Source organism: Halomonas sp. MES3-P3E, from assembly GCF_002836035.1.
Taxonomy (GTDB): Bacteria; Pseudomonadota; Gammaproteobacteria; order Pseudomonadales; family Halomonadaceae; genus Vreelandella; species Vreelandella arctica.
This window is the reverse complement of the sequence record NZ_PJBT01000193.1, coordinates 85,542-101,631: the sequence shown is the minus strand read 5'-3', so window position 1 is coordinate 101,631 and position 16,090 is coordinate 85,542. Positions and strand designations below refer to the sequence as shown.

At 56.3% G+C, this 16,090-nt stretch carries 16 protein-coding genes; 11 read left to right on the top strand and 5 right to left on the bottom strand.

Going from position 1 to position 16,090, the window contains the following annotated elements:
• Window positions 1–111: 111 nt before the first annotated feature.
• The 11 genes from CXF87_RS21170 (at window position 112) to CXF87_RS21120 (ending at window position 10,858) form a co-directional block, all read left to right on the top strand.
• The gene (locus CXF87_RS21170) at window positions 112–549 is read left to right on the top strand and encodes a DUF3305 domain-containing protein (RefSeq protein ID WP_008959349.1); all 438 of its coding nucleotides are present in this window, start codon (window positions 112–114) and stop codon (window positions 547–549) included.
• Window positions 549–1,175 (top strand): DUF3306 domain-containing protein, encoded by a 627-nt coding sequence (locus tag CXF87_RS21165; RefSeq protein ID WP_101148119.1) that lies wholly within the window; start codon window positions 549–551, stop codon window positions 1,173–1,175. The genes CXF87_RS21170 and CXF87_RS21165 overlap by 1 nt, the downstream gene beginning before the upstream one ends.
• Before the next feature lie 198 nt (window positions 1,176–1,373).
• A complete protein-coding gene (locus tag CXF87_RS21160) occupies window positions 1,374–3,101 on the top strand; it encodes a 4Fe-4S dicluster domain-containing protein (protein WP_101148118.1) in 1,728 nt (575 codons plus the stop codon).
• 4 nt (window positions 3,102–3,105) lie between these two features.
• Entirely contained in the window at window positions 3,106–3,720 is a 615-nt protein-coding gene (locus CXF87_RS21155; protein ID WP_008959352.1) for a TorD/DmsD family molecular chaperone, read from the top strand.
• 81 nt (window positions 3,721–3,801) lie between these two features.
• A complete protein-coding gene (locus tag CXF87_RS21150) occupies window positions 3,802–4,002 on the top strand; it encodes a twin-arginine translocation signal domain-containing protein (protein WP_008959353.1) in 201 nt (66 codons plus the stop codon).
• 24 nt (window positions 4,003–4,026) lie between these two features.
• Window positions 4,027–6,879: a molybdopterin-dependent oxidoreductase gene (locus tag CXF87_RS21145; RefSeq protein ID WP_101148117.1), complete on the top strand. Its 2,853-nt coding sequence runs from the start codon at window positions 4,027–4,029 to the stop codon at window positions 6,877–6,879.
• A gap of 106 nt (window positions 6,880–6,985) precedes the next feature.
• Window positions 6,986–7,600 (top strand): formate dehydrogenase FDH3 subunit beta, encoded by a 615-nt coding sequence (gene fdh3B / locus CXF87_RS21140; RefSeq protein WP_022521832.1) that lies wholly within the window; start codon window positions 6,986–6,988, stop codon window positions 7,598–7,600.
• 11 nt (window positions 7,601–7,611) lie between these two features.
• Window positions 7,612–8,712 (top strand): formate dehydrogenase subunit gamma, encoded by a 1,101-nt coding sequence (locus CXF87_RS21135; protein WP_101148116.1) that lies wholly within the window; start codon window positions 7,612–7,614, stop codon window positions 8,710–8,712.
• Between the two features lie 88 nt (window positions 8,713–8,800).
• Window positions 8,801–9,133 (top strand): DUF1244 domain-containing protein, encoded by a 333-nt coding sequence (locus CXF87_RS21130; protein WP_101148115.1) that lies wholly within the window; start codon window positions 8,801–8,803, stop codon window positions 9,131–9,133.
• Between the two features lie 5 nt (window positions 9,134–9,138).
• Complete coding sequence (gene moaB, locus CXF87_RS21125; RefSeq protein ID WP_035580813.1) at window positions 9,139–9,660, top strand: molybdenum cofactor biosynthesis protein B; 522 nt, start codon at window positions 9,139–9,141, stop codon at window positions 9,658–9,660.
• The gene (locus CXF87_RS21120) at window positions 9,653–10,858 is read left to right on the top strand and encodes a molybdopterin molybdotransferase MoeA (protein ID WP_101148114.1); all 1,206 of its coding nucleotides are present in this window, start codon (window positions 9,653–9,655) and stop codon (window positions 10,856–10,858) included. The genes moaB and CXF87_RS21120 overlap by 8 nt, the downstream gene beginning before the upstream one ends.
• 10 nt (window positions 10,859–10,868) lie before the next feature.
• Here CXF87_RS21120 and CXF87_RS21115 read toward each other — a convergent pair whose 3' ends face one another.
• The 5 genes from CXF87_RS21115 to CXF87_RS21095 all read right to left on the bottom strand — a co-directional run bounded on the left by CXF87_RS21115 (window position 10,869) and on the right by CXF87_RS21095 (window position 16,090).
• Window positions 10,869–11,288 carry a hypothetical protein gene (locus CXF87_RS21115; protein WP_101148113.1) on the bottom strand — a complete coding sequence of 140 codons (420 nt, stop codon included), beginning with the start codon at window positions 11,286–11,288 and terminating at the stop codon, window positions 10,869–10,871.
• A 1-nt stretch (window position 11,289) separates the two neighbouring features.
• Entirely contained in the window at window positions 11,290–11,850 is a 561-nt protein-coding gene (locus tag CXF87_RS21110) for a chemotaxis protein CheW (protein ID WP_101148112.1), read from the bottom strand.
• Entirely contained in the window at window positions 11,840–13,513 is a 1,674-nt protein-coding gene (locus CXF87_RS21105) for a diguanylate cyclase (protein ID WP_101148111.1), read from the bottom strand. The genes CXF87_RS21110 and CXF87_RS21105 overlap by 11 nt, the downstream gene beginning before the upstream one ends.
• A 69-nt stretch (window positions 13,514–13,582) precedes the next feature.
• Window positions 13,583–13,939 carry a response regulator gene (locus CXF87_RS21100; protein WP_101148110.1) on the bottom strand — a complete coding sequence of 119 codons (357 nt, stop codon included), beginning with the start codon at window positions 13,937–13,939 and terminating at the stop codon, window positions 13,583–13,585.
• A 42-nt stretch (window positions 13,940–13,981) separates the two neighbouring features.
• Window positions 13,982–16,090: a hybrid sensor histidine kinase/response regulator gene (locus tag CXF87_RS21095; RefSeq protein WP_101148109.1), complete on the bottom strand. Its 2,109-nt coding sequence runs from the start codon at window positions 16,088–16,090 to the stop codon at window positions 13,982–13,984.

The window sequence follows — 16,090 nt, the reverse complement described above, 5'->3', positions numbered from 1 at the left end:
ACTTGTCTACCCATTCAAGCGCTATCCTTATAAGTGCGATTTTTCTAAGTACTATTTTCTAAGTGCTATTTTTCCACATGTCATCCATGCAAGGTGCAGGGTTTTTAAAATATGAGCGATAACCTACGCCCTATCAGTATTACCTTGGTAGCTGAGCCCAAGCAGGTGAAGCGTTTTACACTGACACAGTGGCGCATTGCTGAGCTAACGCTGGGCGATCAGGGTGATAATGTCCTTAACCTGCAGCTGTCGATGACCGAGCGTGCTGCCTATCGTTTCAATCTAACGTCGACTACTCCGCGACTGTTTGTGCGAGCAGGCTTTACCGGACAAACACCCCAGCCGGATGCGATTACCGCTAGCCAGGACGTTGCGGCTGGTTGGATGGATGGCGAGCAACAGGTGCTCGAAGCACCGATGCCAATGGCCATTCAGGTCTGGCTCGAGAGTTATCTGGCACGCCATGGGGAAGCGCCAATGGAAATGCGCAAGAAAAAACGCAAAGGGGCTGGGCGCGCCAAAGACACGCCCTCCAAGGAGCAGCCGTAATGAGTCGCCTGGAACGCTGGTCGCGACTAAAGCGCCATGTGCAAAAAGAAGAGGACGCGTCGGCGTCCTCTTCACTAGATACTAAGCCCTTAGATGAGGCATCTGCTGACCAGGAGGCAGTGCTTCATAATGAGGCCGAGCAACCTAACACTGAAAATGAACAACCCCTGGTAACGCCAGCTGAGGAGCCAGACCCCGGCAGTCTCGACCACACCTTGCCAGACCCTGACACGCTGGAAGCAGGCAGCGATTTCAGTGCGTATATGGCGCCGGGCGTTAGCGGCCCTTTACGCCGACAAGCATTAAAACGCCTATGGGCCACCGGTAACTACAACGTGCGCGATGGCTTGGATGACTACGACGCCGACTACAATAAGCTGTTGAAACCGATGGCGGCAGATCTCGCCGGTAAACTGCGCCGCTGGACGCATAAAGTGGAAGAGGCGCTTGATAAGCCAGTAGACGAGGGCAGCACCGAGTCTCCGGCTGAAGTGGCCGCCAGTGAGCCATCGACAGCTGCAGACGAAGAGCACACCGCACCTTGCACGGCCAGTAACAACGTTGTAAAAGAGACTTCACTAGACGACCAGTCTGATTATTTATCTGACACTCATACCAAATTATGACATTATTCCTTAGTATATAGAAATCAATAAGTTGAGCATTGATTTAGTTGCTAGCGTTGGCAGCGTTGACGGTAATTAGGTTGGCAAATATCAGCATTGCACATAGGCTGAACTTAGCTTCAACGCATTGTTATGCCACAATAGTTAAATATATAACTCAAAAATATAATAAGAATGATTCCCTGACCGTGAGAGCGCATGAACCAACGAATCCAACTGGCGTCGATAGACGACCAGCGCAATGCCGAGGCTCGGGAAACGGTACGCCGACGTATCTCGTGGCCAGCTAACCTAACGCCTGCCAATGTGACCTATCACAGCCGTGGTCATGCGCTGTTAATAGGCACCGAAGCCGACGTTCATCCTGCCGCTCGCGCCCTACAGGGGCGCGGCTTGGCATCGCTGACGCTACTTGTCATTGAATCTGACGCGAACAGCCCAGGAAACGGTACTGACGATCCTCTCGGGTCTAGCGAGCCGCTGGTCACCCAGACGCTGACCCAGCGGCAGCTCAGCCAATTGCGTATCAATGGCTATCTGGGCGCCTTTAACGTTCAACTTGATGATGAAGATGCTTCGCTGGATATTGCTCGTGCACTGATTGAGCGCGACGGTTTTGACTTAATCCTCGATCTTGCTCCAACTTCGCATACCCAGCGCTGGGAGCTGCCGCCTCCAGGCTATGTAGTACTGCAGTGGCAGGACGTTGAGCAGCGCAGCGATATCCTCGACGATTTTGTGGGGCTAGTGGGCGAATTCGATAAGCCGCGCTATTTTCAAGTCAACAGTGATTTATGTGCGCACTCCACCAGCGGCAACATTGGCTGTACCCGCTGTTTGGATGTTTGCCCGGCGGATGCCATCTCCAGCATTCAGGGGCGGATTGAGTCCCATATAGAGATTGATCCTTTCCTCTGCCAAGGCGTAGGCAGCTGCACCAGCGCTTGTCCTACGGGCGCTATCGAATTTCGTCTACCGGAAACGCGCCGCCAGCAAGACACCCTATCCGCTTGGCTGGCAGCCTACCGTGAAGCCGGTGGTCAGGTGCCGGTGCTGCGTTTTATTACCCATGACTCACAAGATGCCGAGCGGGCTGCGGGTGTAGTGCCCGCAGGCCATATCATCGACGCACCGTTAGAAGAGCTGGGAGCCGCAGGCCACGACCAGTGGCTAACCGCCCTGGCTGCCGGTGCCGCTGAAGTGCGTATCCAGCTGCACCCTGATATGCCTGTCCGCTTGAGTACCTTTTTGACTGATCAAGTCGCCCAGGCACATGCCTTGCTGGACGCGCTGGGCCATGACCGCGCCCGTGTGACGCTGATTGAGGTAGCCGACCACGCCGCTCGCGACGCGCTTCCGGCGCTTACTCCACTGACTGAGGCGCCGCTTAGTCTACCTGAACCCGAAAAGCGGGCACGCTTGAACCGCGTGCTGGCACGGTTAGCAGAGTTGGGTAACCCCAGCAACGAGCGGGTTGCTATGCCGGTGGGCGCTGCCTACGGCGCCATTCAGGTGGATCGCGATGCCTGCACGCTGTGCCACGCCTGTGTCAGCAACTGCCCAACCCCCGCGCTCAAGTCGGGTGGCAAAACGCCCGCGCTGAGTTTCCTTGAGGCGGATTGTGTGCAGTGCGGCTTGTGTGAACAAGCCTGCCCCGAAGATGCAATTACACTGATGCCCGGCTTCTTGGCCTCGGAGGCTCGCGAAACGCGCCATATTTGTCACGAAGAAGCAGCCTTTGAATGCATCAACTGCGGCAAGCCGTTTGCTACTGTCAGCACGGTAGCTACTATTAAAGAGAAGCTGGTCAACCACCCCTACTTTGCTGGCGAAGCGATGATTCGTCTGGAAATGTGTGAAGACTGCCGCGTTAAGGATGTCTGGAAAACCATGATTCGCGATCCCGACGCGCAACTGAAGGTATAAGCCGATGACGGATGCACTGCCCACGCTGAAAGAAGCGGATGCGCTACGTGCCGATATTTACCGGCTATTGGCCACATTATTACGCCGGACTCCGGATGCTGAGTTGCTAGATTGGTTGGCTGAACTGGACATCGAACAAGACGGCAGCCGTTTGGCCGAGTGTTGGCATGCGCTGGCAGCCGCCGCCAAGAACACCGACGTCGAGGGACTGCAGCGTGCTCACTTCCGCCTCCTGGTCGGCGTCATTCAGGGTGAGGTGGTGCCGTATGCTTCTTGGTACCGCAATGGCGAATTGATGGAAGCGGCGCTGGTGGCGCTGCGTAAGGATTTGAAGGTGCTCGGCTTTGTGCGCAGTGAACATAACCGTGACCCAGAAGATCACTTGGCGGCACTATGCGAAGTGATGGCAATGCTGATTGACTCAGCTAGTCACGAGCAGGCCTATTTCTTTAGCCAACATTTAGCCCCTTGGGCGGCCAGCTGTTTTGCCGACCTGGGGCAGGTAGACACCGCTTTCTATGCAGCGCTGGGGCAGTTGGGTGGCGCTTTTATGGAGAGTGAGGAGGCTCGCTTGAGTGTTGATGCGGGTCATACGCCGGTGCGTATTGTTGAGCCTTAACGCAGGCTCCATAAAAAATCAGTAAAAATCAAAAAACAGCATAAAAAGACCCGCTATAAAGGCATGCAAGAGGAGAAACCCATGCACCCGTCACACAATCCTGAGCGCCGCCGTTTTATGAAAACCGTTGGGTTGGGAACCGCCGCTGCTGGCGCTGCAGCGGCAGTCGGTCATGTCACCCTGGCACAGGCTGACACTGCCCCAGTGAAAAACGAAAAACAAACGGCTAACTACCGTGAGACCGACCACGTCCGCGCTTACTACGCCTCGTTGCGTGACTGACGGCGGAATGCCAGGAGATTTGCCATGCGTTTAACTCGCAAAACAGACACCCCCAAGGCCTCTGGACTGGGAATTTCCCGCCGTCAATTCCTTAAGCGCACCGGTGCAGCCACAGGCGGCGTGGCCGCTGTCGGCTTCATGGGGGCGCCGATGATGCAGCGCTCTGAAGCCGCGGACAAAACACCGGTACTGGACTCTCCGGTAGAGACCAAGCGCACCATTTGCTCCCACTGTTCGGTGGGTTGTGGCGTTTATGCCGAAGTTCAAGAGGGCATTTGGACCAAGCAAGAACCTGCTTTTGACCACCCTATCAACCGCGGCGCACACTGCGCAAAAGGCGCTTCGCTGCGCCAGCACGGTCACTCCACGCGGCGCCTTAAGTACCCGATGAAACTGGTGGCCGGTGAGTGGGAGCGCATGAGCTGGGATGACGCCATTAACGAAATTGGCGACAAACTGCTTGAGCTGCGCGAAGAACACGGCCCGGACAGCGTTTACTGGTTGGGCTCTGCGAAGTTTAGTAACGAGCAGGCGTACTTGATGCGCAAGCTTGCTTCGCTGTGGGGCACTAACAACACCGACCACCAGGCGCGTATCTGCCACTCCACCACCGTGGCAGGCGTGGCGAATACTTGGGGTTACGGGGCGATGACCAACTCGCTCAATGACATGCATAACAGTAAGTCGATGCTGTTTATCGGTTCTAATCCTAGTGAAGCCCACCCGGTGGCGATGCAGCATTTCTTGATCGCCAAAGAGCGCAATAATTGCGACATCATCGTGGTCGACCCGCGCTTTACCCGTACTGCCGCCAAAGCCAATAAATACGTGCGTCTGCGTCCTGGCTCAGATGTGGCGTATATCTGGGGCCTGCTGTGGCACATTTTCGAGAACGGCTGGGAAGATAACGAGTACATCAACCAGCGCGTTTACGGGATGGATGAAGTGCGCGCCGAAGTCGCCAACTTCCCGCCCAGCGTCGTCGAAGAAGTCACCGGTGTCCCCGAAGCCGAGATGTACGATGTCGCCAAACGTCTCTCCGACAACCGCCCGGGCTGTGTCGTCTGGTGTATGGGCGGTACCCAACATACCACCGGCAACAACAACACCCGCGCTTACTGCATTCTGGAGCTGGCGTTGGGCAATATTGGTGTCGCTGGCGGCGGCGCCAACATCCTGCGTGGCCACGATAACGTGCAGGGTGCTACTGACCTTGGCCTTGGCTGTGACTCGCTGCCGGGCTACTACGGCTTGGCGGAAGGCGCATGGCAACACTGGGCACAGGTATGGGATGTCGACTACGAGTGGATTAAAGGCCGCTATGACGATACCGAATACGCCGATGGTCAGCCCATGTACAGCCCCGGCATTACCGTGTCGCGTTGGGTCGATGGCGTGCTCGAAGACGACGAAAACATCTCCCAGCGCACCGCGCTGAAAGCGATGTTCTACTGGGGCCACGCGGTTAACTCCCAAACCCGCGGTGTAGAAATGCAAAAGGCGATGCAGAAGCTGGAGATGATGGTCATCGTTGACCCTTATCCCACCGTCGCTTCCGTCATGCATGACCGTACCGATGGCGTTTATTTGCTGCCAGCAGCCACCCAGTTTGAGACGACCGGCAGTGTTACCGCCACCAATCGTTCGATTCAGTGGCGCGACCGCGTGATTGAGCCGCTGTTTGAGTCCAAGCCAGACCACGAAATTATGTACCTGTTTGCCCGCAAGCTGGGCATTGGTAATGAGCTGGTGAAAAACTACCAGATGAACGGCGACGAGCCGTTGATCGACGATATTCTGCGTGAAATCAACCGCGGCATGTGGACGGTAGGCTATACCGGGCAAAGCCCTGAACGCCTCAAAGAGCACCAGAAAAACTGGCACACCTTCAGCTTCGAGAACTTGCGCGCAGAGGGTGGCCCGGCGGATGGTGACTACTACGGCTTGCCGTGGCCTTGCTGGGGTACACCTGAGTTTAAACACCCGGGCTCGCCCAATCTTTACGACACCAGTGTTCCTGTGATGGAAGGCGGCATGGGCTTCCGCGCCCGTTTCGGTATCGAGCGTGACGGGATCAACCTGTTGGCGGAAGGTTCAGCGCCTGTCGGCGGCGATATTGACGACGGCTATCCGGAGTTCAACGACCAACTGCTCAAGGATCTGGGCTGGTGGGACGACCTGACCGCCGAAGAGAAGCAGGCGGCGGAAGGCAAAAACTGGAAAACCGACCTCTCCGGCGGTATCCAGCGTGTCACGATTGAGCATGGTTGTGCGCCCTACGGCAACGCCAAGGCCCGCGCTGTGGTCTGGACCTTCCCCGACCAAGTGCCGAAGCACCGTGAGCCGCTTTACACCACGCGCCGCGATCTGGTTGAACGCTTCCCTACTTGGGAGGACTTTGACTCGATCATGCGCCTGCCGACCATGTACAAAACCATTCAGGATCGTGACAACACCGGGGATTACCCGATGATTCTCACCTCCGGGCGTTTGGTTGAGTACGAAGGGGGCGGTGAAGAGACGCGCTCCATGTCGTGGCTTGCCGAGCTGCAGCAAGAGATGTTTGTCGAGATCAATCCGGCCGATGCCAACGACCTCAGTATCAAAGATGGTGATGATGTCTGGGTTGAAGGGGCTGAAGGGGGCCGGGTGAAAGTTAAAGCGCTGGTCACGCCTCGCGTTGATCGTAACGTCGCATTCATGCCGTTCCACTTTGGCGGCATGTTCCAAGGCGAAAGCCTGCGCGACCGTTACCCGGATGGGTCTGACCCGTACATCATCGGTGAAGCGGCTAACACCGCCACCACCTACGGCTACGATCCGGTGACACTGATGCAAGAGACCAAGTGCACCATTTGCCGCATTGAGCGCGCCTGAGTCTAGAAAACTTGAGTCTAGAAAACTGAGTTTAGAACAAAAGACGCGCCCGACCTGACAGTACGGCGGTGCGGGAGCCATCCCGCACCGGCATGAGGAGAACACCATGGCTCAAATGAAATTTATGTGTGACGCAGAACGCTGCATTGAATGCAACGGCTGTGTCACCGCCTGTAAAAATGCCAACGATGTCGAGTGGGGTATCCAGCGCCGCCGCGTGGTGACACTGAATGATGGCGAAGCGGATGAAATGTCCATTTCCGTCGCTTGTATGCACTGTGACGACGCCCCCTGCATGGCCGTCTGCCCGACCGACTGCTTCTACAAGACCGATGACGGCATCGTTCTGCACGATAAAGACCTCTGCATCGGTTGTGGCTACTGCCTCTACGCCTGCCCGTTTGGCGCCCCGCAGTTTCCCCAGCAGGATGCGTTCGGCGAGCGCGGCAAGATGGACAAATGTACCTTCTGCGCGGGCGGCCCGGCCGAAAGCAAAGAAGAAGAGTACGAGAAGTACGGTTCTAACCGTATTGCCGAAGGCAAACTGCCGCTATGTGCAGAAATGTGCTCTACCAAAGCACTGCTTGCCGGTGATGCCCAAGACGTTGCCGATATCTTCCGCCAGCGCGTTGTACACCGTGGCCATAAAGATGGCGCCTGGTCCAACAATCCCCAGGCCAGCGCCGACAACCTAGCCTATGATGCTGCCCATAAAGGGTAAGGAGGCGTGTCATGAACCTGTTGACTGCACAGGCACCCGGTGGGGTGCCAAGCTCAGGTAAAGGGCTCGCCCTGGGCATTTGGCGTTTTATGTTGGTGGCGCTTGCTTTGGTGCTAAGCCTCGGCTTTACACAAGTGGCAGTAGCTCAAGCAGACCCTGATCGCGAAATGACCACCGCTGCCCCTGGCATTACCGCTGATCAGTGGCGTCAGGTGCGTAGTGGTGAGACTGGCCCCAACTACCGCGACTCGCGCTATGAAAGCAACTACAGCCTGATCAACTCAAGCGGTGAAACCTGGCGGGAGATTCGTAACCGCTGGGTATCGCCGTTTGGATTGATTGCGGTATTTGGTATGGCGGCGCTGATCGCGCTGTTCTACTTCATCGTCGGCCGTAAGGAGCTTGAAGCACCGCGCACGGGCCGCCTGCTGTTGCGCTGGACGCTAATGAAACGCGCACTGCACTGGACGGTAGCGACGCTGTTTATCATTCTGGCGCTGACCGGGATGACGCTACTGTTCGGCAAGTTCGTGTTCCGCCCCCTGTTTGGCGATGGGATTTGGGCGTGGATGATTGCGGCCACGAAAGTGCTGCATAACTACCTGGGACCAATCTTCGGCATTCTGCTGGTGATCCTGCTGGTCAGCTTGATCAAAGACAACATCCCCAAAAAGCACGACTGGGTGTGGTTTAAGAAAGGCGGCGGCATGATTGGCAAAAAGCATGTGGATGCCGGCTTTGCCAACGGTGGCGAAAAAGCTTGGTATTGGCTGTTAGCGACCGTCGGTATTCTAGTCATTGCCAGTGGCTTTGTGCTCGACTTCCCCAACTTCGACCAGAGCCGTGACACCATGCAGTGGGCCAATATTATCCACGCAGTGGGCGCATTGGGTCTTACGGCGGTTTCCCTCGGGCATATCTATATCGGCACGTTGGGTACCGAAGGCGCGCTAGAAGGTATGACCACGGGCTATGTGGATGAGACCTGGGCTAAAGAGCACCATAATCTTTGGTACGAAGAGGTCAAAGACCAAACGCTATCGGAAGAAGAGGTGGCGGCACGCAAATCATCTGGCGGCGGCGGTGAACCGTCGGCGACGCGAACCAGTTGATGATCACATTTTGGTAGCTAAGACACCGCCTTCCGGCGGTGTCTTTTGTTATGCTTGAACACAAGTCATATTTATTAGAGGAATGGTTATGTCAGCGTTTGATCAGTTAGACCCAGCCACGCGTACCGAGCTTGAAGCCGCCGCGTTTCGGCGCTTGCTACAACATTTGGACGATAACAAAGATGTTCAGAATATCGACCTGATGATTCTGGCGGATTTTTGCCGCAACTGCTTATCGAAGTGGCTGGTTAGCGCCGCTGAAGCGCGGGATGAAAGCCTCAACTATGATGAGGCCCGCGAGTACGTTTACGGTATGCCTTACAGCGAGTGGAAAGAGCTTTATCAACCGGAAGCCACGCCAGAGCAAATGGCGGCTTGGGAAGCCCACCACGCCAAAAAGAAAGCAGCCAAACAAGGGTGACGTCGATGAGTGAGCCAATGGTGCCCCTCAATATAGCCGTACTCACGGTCTCCGATACTCGCACAGAAGAGACGGATCGCAGCGGCCAGGCGCTGGTTGAACGATTAACCAGTGCCGGGCACACGCTGGTTGAAAAACGCATCGTGCCAGACGATGTCTACCGCATTCGTGCGGTGGTCGCGAACTGGATCGCCGATACGGAAGTACAGGTGGTGATCACCACCGGTGGCACCGGCTTTACTGGCCGAGACTCCACCCCTGAAGCTATCTCTGTGCTGCTGGATAAGCGCATCGAAGGCTTTGGCGAACGTTTTCGCCAGCTAAGCGGTGAGGAAATCGGCAGCTCCACTATTCAAAGCCGCTGCCTAGGTGGGCTAGCTAACGCCACGGTAGTGTTCTGCCTACCTGGCTCGACCGGCGCCTGCCGCACCGGTTGGGACGGCATTCTGGCCGAGCAGTTGGATAGCCGCCACAAGCCCTGCAACTTCGCCAACCTGGTCATCCCAGGCCGAGGTCAGCATGGCTGATTTGCAGCCGATATCCGCCGCGCTTGAAGCGCTGCTAGCAGACGTTAGTGCACTCGGTGCAGAGAGCGTTCCGCTGGAAGCCGCCGGAGGGCGTGTGTTGGCCGCCGCCGTCACCGCACAGTTGGATGTGCCACCCTTCGATAATAGCGCGATGGATGGCTACGCCTTGCGCGCCGCTGATGCGGGACGGTGGCTGCCGGTGAGTCAACGCATTGCTGCCGGCACGCAGGCGAAAGCGCTTGCGCCTGAAAGCTGCGCGCGTATTTTTACCGGCGGAGAGATTCCTCCTGGGGCTGACTGCGTGGTGATGCAGGAGCGCGTTAAAGTTGACGGTGAACGTGCGTGGCTGCCTGCCGATATTCCAGCGGGCGATAATGTCCGCCGCCAAGGGCGCGACGTGCGTCAGGGCAGCGTGCTGTTAAATGCCGGTGAGCGGCTCGAAGCAGCGGCCCTTGGCCACTTAGCAGGCCAAGGCATTATCCAGGTCAGTGTGCGTCAACGGCCCCGTGTGGCGCTGCTCTCGACGGGTGATGAGATTATTGATCCCGGCACGCCGTTAAAGCCGGGGCAGCTCTACAACTCAAACCGGCCGATGCTTAGACGCCTGTTAGAGAACTTTGGCGCCGAGGTGGTGAGTACCGTTAGCGTACCGGATGACTACACCCGCACCGTGGCACTGTTAACGGCCGCCGCTGCTGAAGCAGACCTGGTGGTCACCACCGGCGGCGTGAGCGTCGGCGAAGAGGACCACGTCAAAGCCGCGCTGGAAGCGATTGGCCAGCTCGATATGTGGAAGCTGGCGATTCGCCCCGGTAAGCCGTTAGCGCTCGGCCGCTTGCCGCGGGATGACGGCAGCCAGGCGCGATTTGTTGGTTTGCCAGGGAATCCGGTATCAGGGTTTGTCGGTGCTTGGCTATTTTTGCGCCCATTGCTGGGGGCAATGCTTAGCTGTCCTGCGCTGAGAACACTACCGACGATTACCGCCAGCGCTGGGTTTGCCACCGCCACTGGGCCACGCGAGCACTATATGCGTGTGACGCTGACATTTACCCCCCGCGGCGTGACGGCGATGGCCTTTGAGGACCAGAATTCTGGCGTGCTTTCGTCGTGTATCAACGCGGACGCCTTCGCGGTGATTCCCCCTAATAGCGAAATCGCAGAAGGCGATGTGATTAGCTGCTTATGGCTGGCGGTCTAGGGCTGGTGGACTAGGGCTTGTGAAGGCTAAGCTTGCCTGCATCCAGCAGTAGCACAAGTTGTTGCTGCTCAAAGGTGAAACCGCATAGCGCTGGCGAAAAGCGGCGGGATTGGAGTAGTTTCGGCAGTGGGTAGAGCGTGCTGGCGGGCAGGTGCTGAAGCGTGATGTCGCCGTCCACGCCCAATTGCCAAGTGCTGGCGGCGTGGTCACTGGCTGTTTGAGTATCGCGCAAGGTTAACCAGCGGCTAGGTGGGGGGTGATGGTCGCCGCCTTCATAGAGTAGCGAGTGGGCGTTGGCAGTGAGCAGTGCTGTAGGGCGTGCGGTCATGGCGAGCACGTGACACGCTTCCAGAGCAGCACGATAAGGCCCTACCCAAAATAGCACCAAGGCGACTTGGGCTTGCTCATGATGCTCGCGTTCCAGGGGCACCTTAACCCAATCCTTGTTGGTAGGCGCTAAACAACGCCTCCGGGTCAAGCAGGGCAAGCGCTTGGCGCTCATCTATCTGCCATAACGCGCTAACGTAAGGAAGCAATGTACTGGAGAGCGTTTCGGGGGGTGGCTGTAGCAGGCTCTGGGCGATTTCACACACATCATCAAGCTGCTCTATGCGCACGCCGCTGCGAATACCCGATGCACTGACCAACAAAATCATGCCACTAGGCGTGCCTTCCAGTGTGGGTAAATCGAGCAGCGGCTGCAGATTTATTACCGACTCAATTTTGCCACGCAGGTGCAGCACACCCTCGGTAGATGCGGGTAGCCCTGGCACATAATAGACAGGCTGGTCGCTGGGTAAAATCTCACTCACCGCGCTACCGGGCAGCGCAAAACGCTGGCCGTTAATACGAAATAACACTAGCTGCTGCGTGGGCTCATCAACATCCACAACGCTTTCGTCATCATGGTGGGCAGCTAACGCTTCTTCCAATGTTTGGGAGATCTGCTGCTGATCATTAGCGTGGCTGTCGCGGGAGGTTTCAGAATTCATCAGCTAACTCCGTACTCACCTGATTACGACCCAGCTCTTTAGCGCGGTAAAGCGCCTGGTCGGAGCTTAGGCGCAGCGACTCGGTCGACGGCTGCTCGGGAAAACTGCTAACACCTGCGCTGAACGTACAGCGAAAGCGAACATCACCGGCGTGAAAATCAACCAGTGCAAAGTCTTCACGTAAGCTTTCGATGAGCCTAGCAGCCTGCTCCCCACTAACGCCTTTCAGCAATACGACGAACTCTTCACCGCCGTAGCGGCCGATAATATCCGAGAGCCGCAAGCGACTTTTAAGCAGCCTTGCCAGGGTGATAATCACTTGATCACCCGCTAGGTGGCCATGGGTATCATTCACTTGCTTGAAATGGTCGATATCAATCATCGCCATGGCGTGCTGGCTATCTTCACGGTGCGCCTGAGCGAGGGTCTTATTAATCAGTTCGGTCGTCGTGCTGTGGTTATACAGCCCGGTCATACTATCGCGGGTCATTAATGAGCGCAGCAAGCGCAGGCGTTCGACGCGCAGTCGCACGGCTGAAACAAGCTCTTCGGGCTGCACGGGTTTAGTCAGAAATGCTTCAACGCCAGCGGCCATGGCGGAAATCTGCTTTTGGCTATCCGTTTCACTTGAGAGATAAATGATCGGCAGGCCCAAGTGTTCCGGCTGCTGACGAATAATGGTTGCCAGTTCTTCACCCGAACAGACAGGCATATACACATCGACCAATAGTAAATCAGGACTAAAGTGGTCCAATGCATGAAGCACATCAGCGGGGTGGTGTACCTGCTGGGCAATCATACCGGCTTCTTCAAGCAATAAGGCGTGGTACGCAGCTGCTTCGGGCTCATCATCCACAATCAGCACCTTCAAAGGCTCTTCTGCCGTTGGGGCGGTGATTTCATCTACGGCCAGCATTAGGTCTAGCGGTTTCACCGGCTTGGTGAAGTACCCGTCGCAGCCTGCTCGAACGGCACTGAGGCGCGAGTGAAAATCGCCATAGGCAGACAACACAATGGTAGGGAGTGGCTCGCCAGTGAGTTTATTCAAGCTGGTGATGGTTTCAGTGCCGGCAGTTTGTCCTAAGGGGAAGTGGACATCCATAATCACCGCGTCTGGGCGACAGGTTAACACGGCGTTAAAAAATGCTTCCGTGTCGATAAAATGCACGACTTCATGGCCAAAGCAGCGCAAATGATGAATCAGTTGATCGACCTGGTCGGGCTCATCGTCACACAGGTAAATTAACCGCTGGCGCTTATTACGCAAAGGCTGGGCTTGGCTAGAAAACTCGAAGCTATTCACTGCCGCCAGCGCTTTCTGTTGACCATGGTGAGAACGCAGGTGCTGTTGTTCAGCCTCAAGTTTTAGTAACAGTTGGCTGATGTAAGCATCAATATCGCCACGTGGAGGCGCTGTAGTGAGGGCCTCTTCTGCCTGTTCTGCAAGCATCGCAAGGCGCTCAAAACCCAGTGAGCGACCGGTGCCTTTTAGGCTGTGGAAGAAACGATGCAGCTCTGGTGCTAGTCGCGTCTGTTCTTCCGCCGACAGGCGGCTATACTGCCACTGCTCCGTGGTTGTCGCTAAGCGGGGTGGCAACTGCTCAATAAAACGCTCACGCAGCTGATTTAGCTTATCGTGCAGCGAGGGGGCGGGCTTAGACATCAAACTACCTGCGTGAGTGATCGAAAGCGGCGATCCATTCCATCCATTATTCCTTCCACCTTGCGTTGCTTATTTATTAAGCGCCTGTTTGATGGCGGTTTCCAGGTTGCTAGCCAGCTCTGCATCTTTGCTCAGACAGGCGTTGAGGCCTGACGTCTGGCGCAGCTCTGCATCTGGCGTATCGCCGGTGAGTAAGATAAACGGCAGGTCATTATCTTGCTCACGGAGCATGTCCAGCAGCGCTAACCCGCTAATCAAAGGCATATGCATGTCGCTGACAATCAGCGCGATATCACTGTGTGTGTCCAGTTGCTCGACGGCGCCCATCGCATCAAAGGCTATTAAGGTTTCATAACCTTGTGATTCAATCAGTGCGGCCGTCATTTCCCCGGCAAGTGGATCGTCGTCTACGACCAGAATGTGCATCCCATAACCTCGTCATGATTGTTCTATAAGTGGTATTCGCGGTTAGCCCAGTAAAGCCTGAAGTGTCTCTACCAAGTTGTTTTGATCAAAGCTGCCCTTGACGATATAAGCGTCAGCGCCGACTTCAATGCCGCGTCGGCGATCGGCCTCTTTTTCCCGCGAGGTAATAATAATAATGGGCCGATGACGATAATCCTCATTTTCGCGCAGTCTGGCAGTCAGCGCAAAGCCGTCCATTACCGGCATTTCCACATCGGTCAGTACCGCGTCAAACGGCTCAGCCAGTGCTTTGGCTAAGCCGTCACGGCCATTTTCGGCCAGCGTCACATGGTAGCCCCATGCTTCGAGGACATCTTTTTCAATTTCACGGGTGTTTAGCGAGTCGTCGACCACCAAAATTCGCTGCGCGCTGGTTGATGATGGGCGCTCAACGCTTGGGTGCACAACACGACGTCGGGTTGCCTCCAATAAGGCGGGTACGTGCAGCAGGCTCACCAGTGCATTGCGCCCCATGGACACCATCCCCGATACCAGCGGTAAATGGCGTAGATGCCCAGGCAGTGGCTTGATGACCATATCGCGTTCATCAATCAGTGAGTCTATGATTAGGGCAAGTTTTTGATGGCGTTGATGAACGACCAGTAGCAGGGAAAATTCATTACTTGAGGCGGTGTTAGGCAGTTTAAGTAGTTGCGCCAGGGAGACGACGGGGACAAATTCATTGCGTAAAATTAGCGTGCGCTGCCCAGCGGCATCAATAAAGGTATCTGTTGAACACTCGACGAGTTCCGATACGTAAGGCGCCGTCACCCCCAAAGTGACGCCAACGACACGGACCAGCAATACCCGCATCATCGCCAGCGAAAGCGGCAAGCGTAGCGTGAAGCGTGTGCCTCGGCCACTGACGCTTGAAAGCTGTAAATCGCCGTTAAGCTCATCCACCACGGTGCGTTTTACCACATCCATACCCACGCCGCGGCCAGAAAAGTCGGTAATCATGCTTTTGGTAGAGAAGCCGGGCAGGAAAATAAGTTCTAACGTTTCTTGTTCGCTGAGCGCATTCAACTGTTCTTCGCTGACCAGCTGTTTAGCGAGCGCTTTTTGGCGCACCGCTTCAAGCGCAATACCGGCGCCGTCATCATGCATCTCAATCACCACCCAGCCAGCGTCTTGCCTCGCTTCGATGACTAGCTGGCCGCGGGGTGGTTTACCCGCCGCCTGGCGCTCGGCGGGGGGCTCCAAGCCGTGGTCTAACGCATTGCGTAGCAGGTGGATAAGCGGGTCAGAAAGGCGGTCAATCATTTGGCGATCAAGTTCGATCTCGCTACCGCGTACGCGACAGTCGACCTGCTTGCCAAGAGATTGGGCTAATTCACGCGACATCTGCGCGAAAGGGTCCAATACCACGCTGAGCGGCAGCATACGCATTTGCAGGGCGCGATCATGCAGGTCGCTCATCAGCGAATCATGCGTTAAAACGCTATCTTTCAGCTCTCGGTGAAAGGCTTGAAACGGCGACTGTTGATCGGCAGGAAGCGTAGCGCTCAGCTCACGCGCCTGATCGACGAGGGAGTGGAGGTGATGGTGGCCAGAAAGGACTTCGCCCATCAAGCGGATCACGTCGTCTAGTCGGTTCAGGCGCACGCGTACCGTATCGCTGAGACGTAATTCACTCTCCGTCACTGGCGTTGAGGGAGGGCGCTGGGCGGCGGTTGACGTAACGGGAACGGGTGGTGCACTAGGCTGAGTGGGCAGTTGGCCATGCGCGGCGTTTTCCAGCGCACTGCATAGCGCCGCATCCGCCGCGGGTAGCTCTTCACCCGTGGCCCCTTCAGCCAGCCGACCAACAAAGTCTGTCAGCTCATCAACCGCTTGGTTGAGCAAGCTTGTAATCTCAGGCGTTATGGTGAGCGTGCCTTCGCGTAAAGCGCTGAGCAGTTCTTCGGTGCTATGCGCTAGTGCCGTGATGGGCACCAGTTTCAGCATGCGCGATGAGCCTTTCAGTGTATGGGCAGCGCGAAACAGCTCGTTGATCTGCTCGCGATCAGCGTTACCCTGCTCCAAGGCATTAATCCCTTCGCGCAGGCGGGGCAAATGATCGGCAGCCTCCTCCACAAAGCGCTGTATAAAACGGCGTATATCCAGCGCCAT

Coding starts and splice junctions, on each gene's coding strand:
- CXF87_RS21155 (WP_008959352.1), top strand. CDS start 3,106: ATGACGGATGCACTGCCCACGCTGAAAGAAGCGGATGCGCTACGTGCC.
- CXF87_RS21160 (WP_101148118.1), top strand. CDS start 1,374: ATGAACCAACGAATCCAACTGGCGTCGATAGACGACCAGCGCAATGCC.
- CXF87_RS21150 (WP_008959353.1), top strand. CDS start 3,802: ATGCACCCGTCACACAATCCTGAGCGCCGCCGTTTTATGAAAACCGTT.
- CXF87_RS21135 (WP_101148116.1), top strand. CDS start 7,612: ATGAACCTGTTGACTGCACAGGCACCCGGTGGGGTGCCAAGCTCAGGT.
- CXF87_RS21095 (WP_101148109.1), bottom strand. CDS start 16,090: ATGGCGCTGGATATACGCCGTTTTATACAGCGCTTTGTGGAGGAGGCT.
- CXF87_RS21165 (WP_101148119.1), top strand. CDS start 549: ATGAGTCGCCTGGAACGCTGGTCGCGACTAAAGCGCCATGTGCAAAAA.
- CXF87_RS21120 (WP_101148114.1), top strand. CDS start 9,653: ATGGCTGATTTGCAGCCGATATCCGCCGCGCTTGAAGCGCTGCTAGCA.
- fdh3B (WP_022521832.1), top strand. CDS start 6,986: ATGGCTCAAATGAAATTTATGTGTGACGCAGAACGCTGCATTGAATGC.
- CXF87_RS21100 (WP_101148110.1), bottom strand. CDS start 13,939: ATGCACATTCTGGTCGTAGACGACGATCCACTTGCCGGGGAAATGACG.
- CXF87_RS21130 (WP_101148115.1), top strand. CDS start 8,801: ATGTCAGCGTTTGATCAGTTAGACCCAGCCACGCGTACCGAGCTTGAA.
- CXF87_RS21170 (WP_008959349.1), top strand. CDS start 112: ATGAGCGATAACCTACGCCCTATCAGTATTACCTTGGTAGCTGAGCCC.
- moaB (WP_035580813.1), top strand. CDS start 9,139: ATGAGTGAGCCAATGGTGCCCCTCAATATAGCCGTACTCACGGTCTCC.
- CXF87_RS21145 (WP_101148117.1), top strand. CDS start 4,027: ATGCGTTTAACTCGCAAAACAGACACCCCCAAGGCCTCTGGACTGGGA.
- CXF87_RS21110 (WP_101148112.1), bottom strand. CDS start 11,850: ATGAATTCTGAAACCTCCCGCGACAGCCACGCTAATGATCAGCAGCAG.
- CXF87_RS21105 (WP_101148111.1), bottom strand. CDS start 13,513: ATGTCTAAGCCCGCCCCCTCGCTGCACGATAAGCTAAATCAGCTGCGT.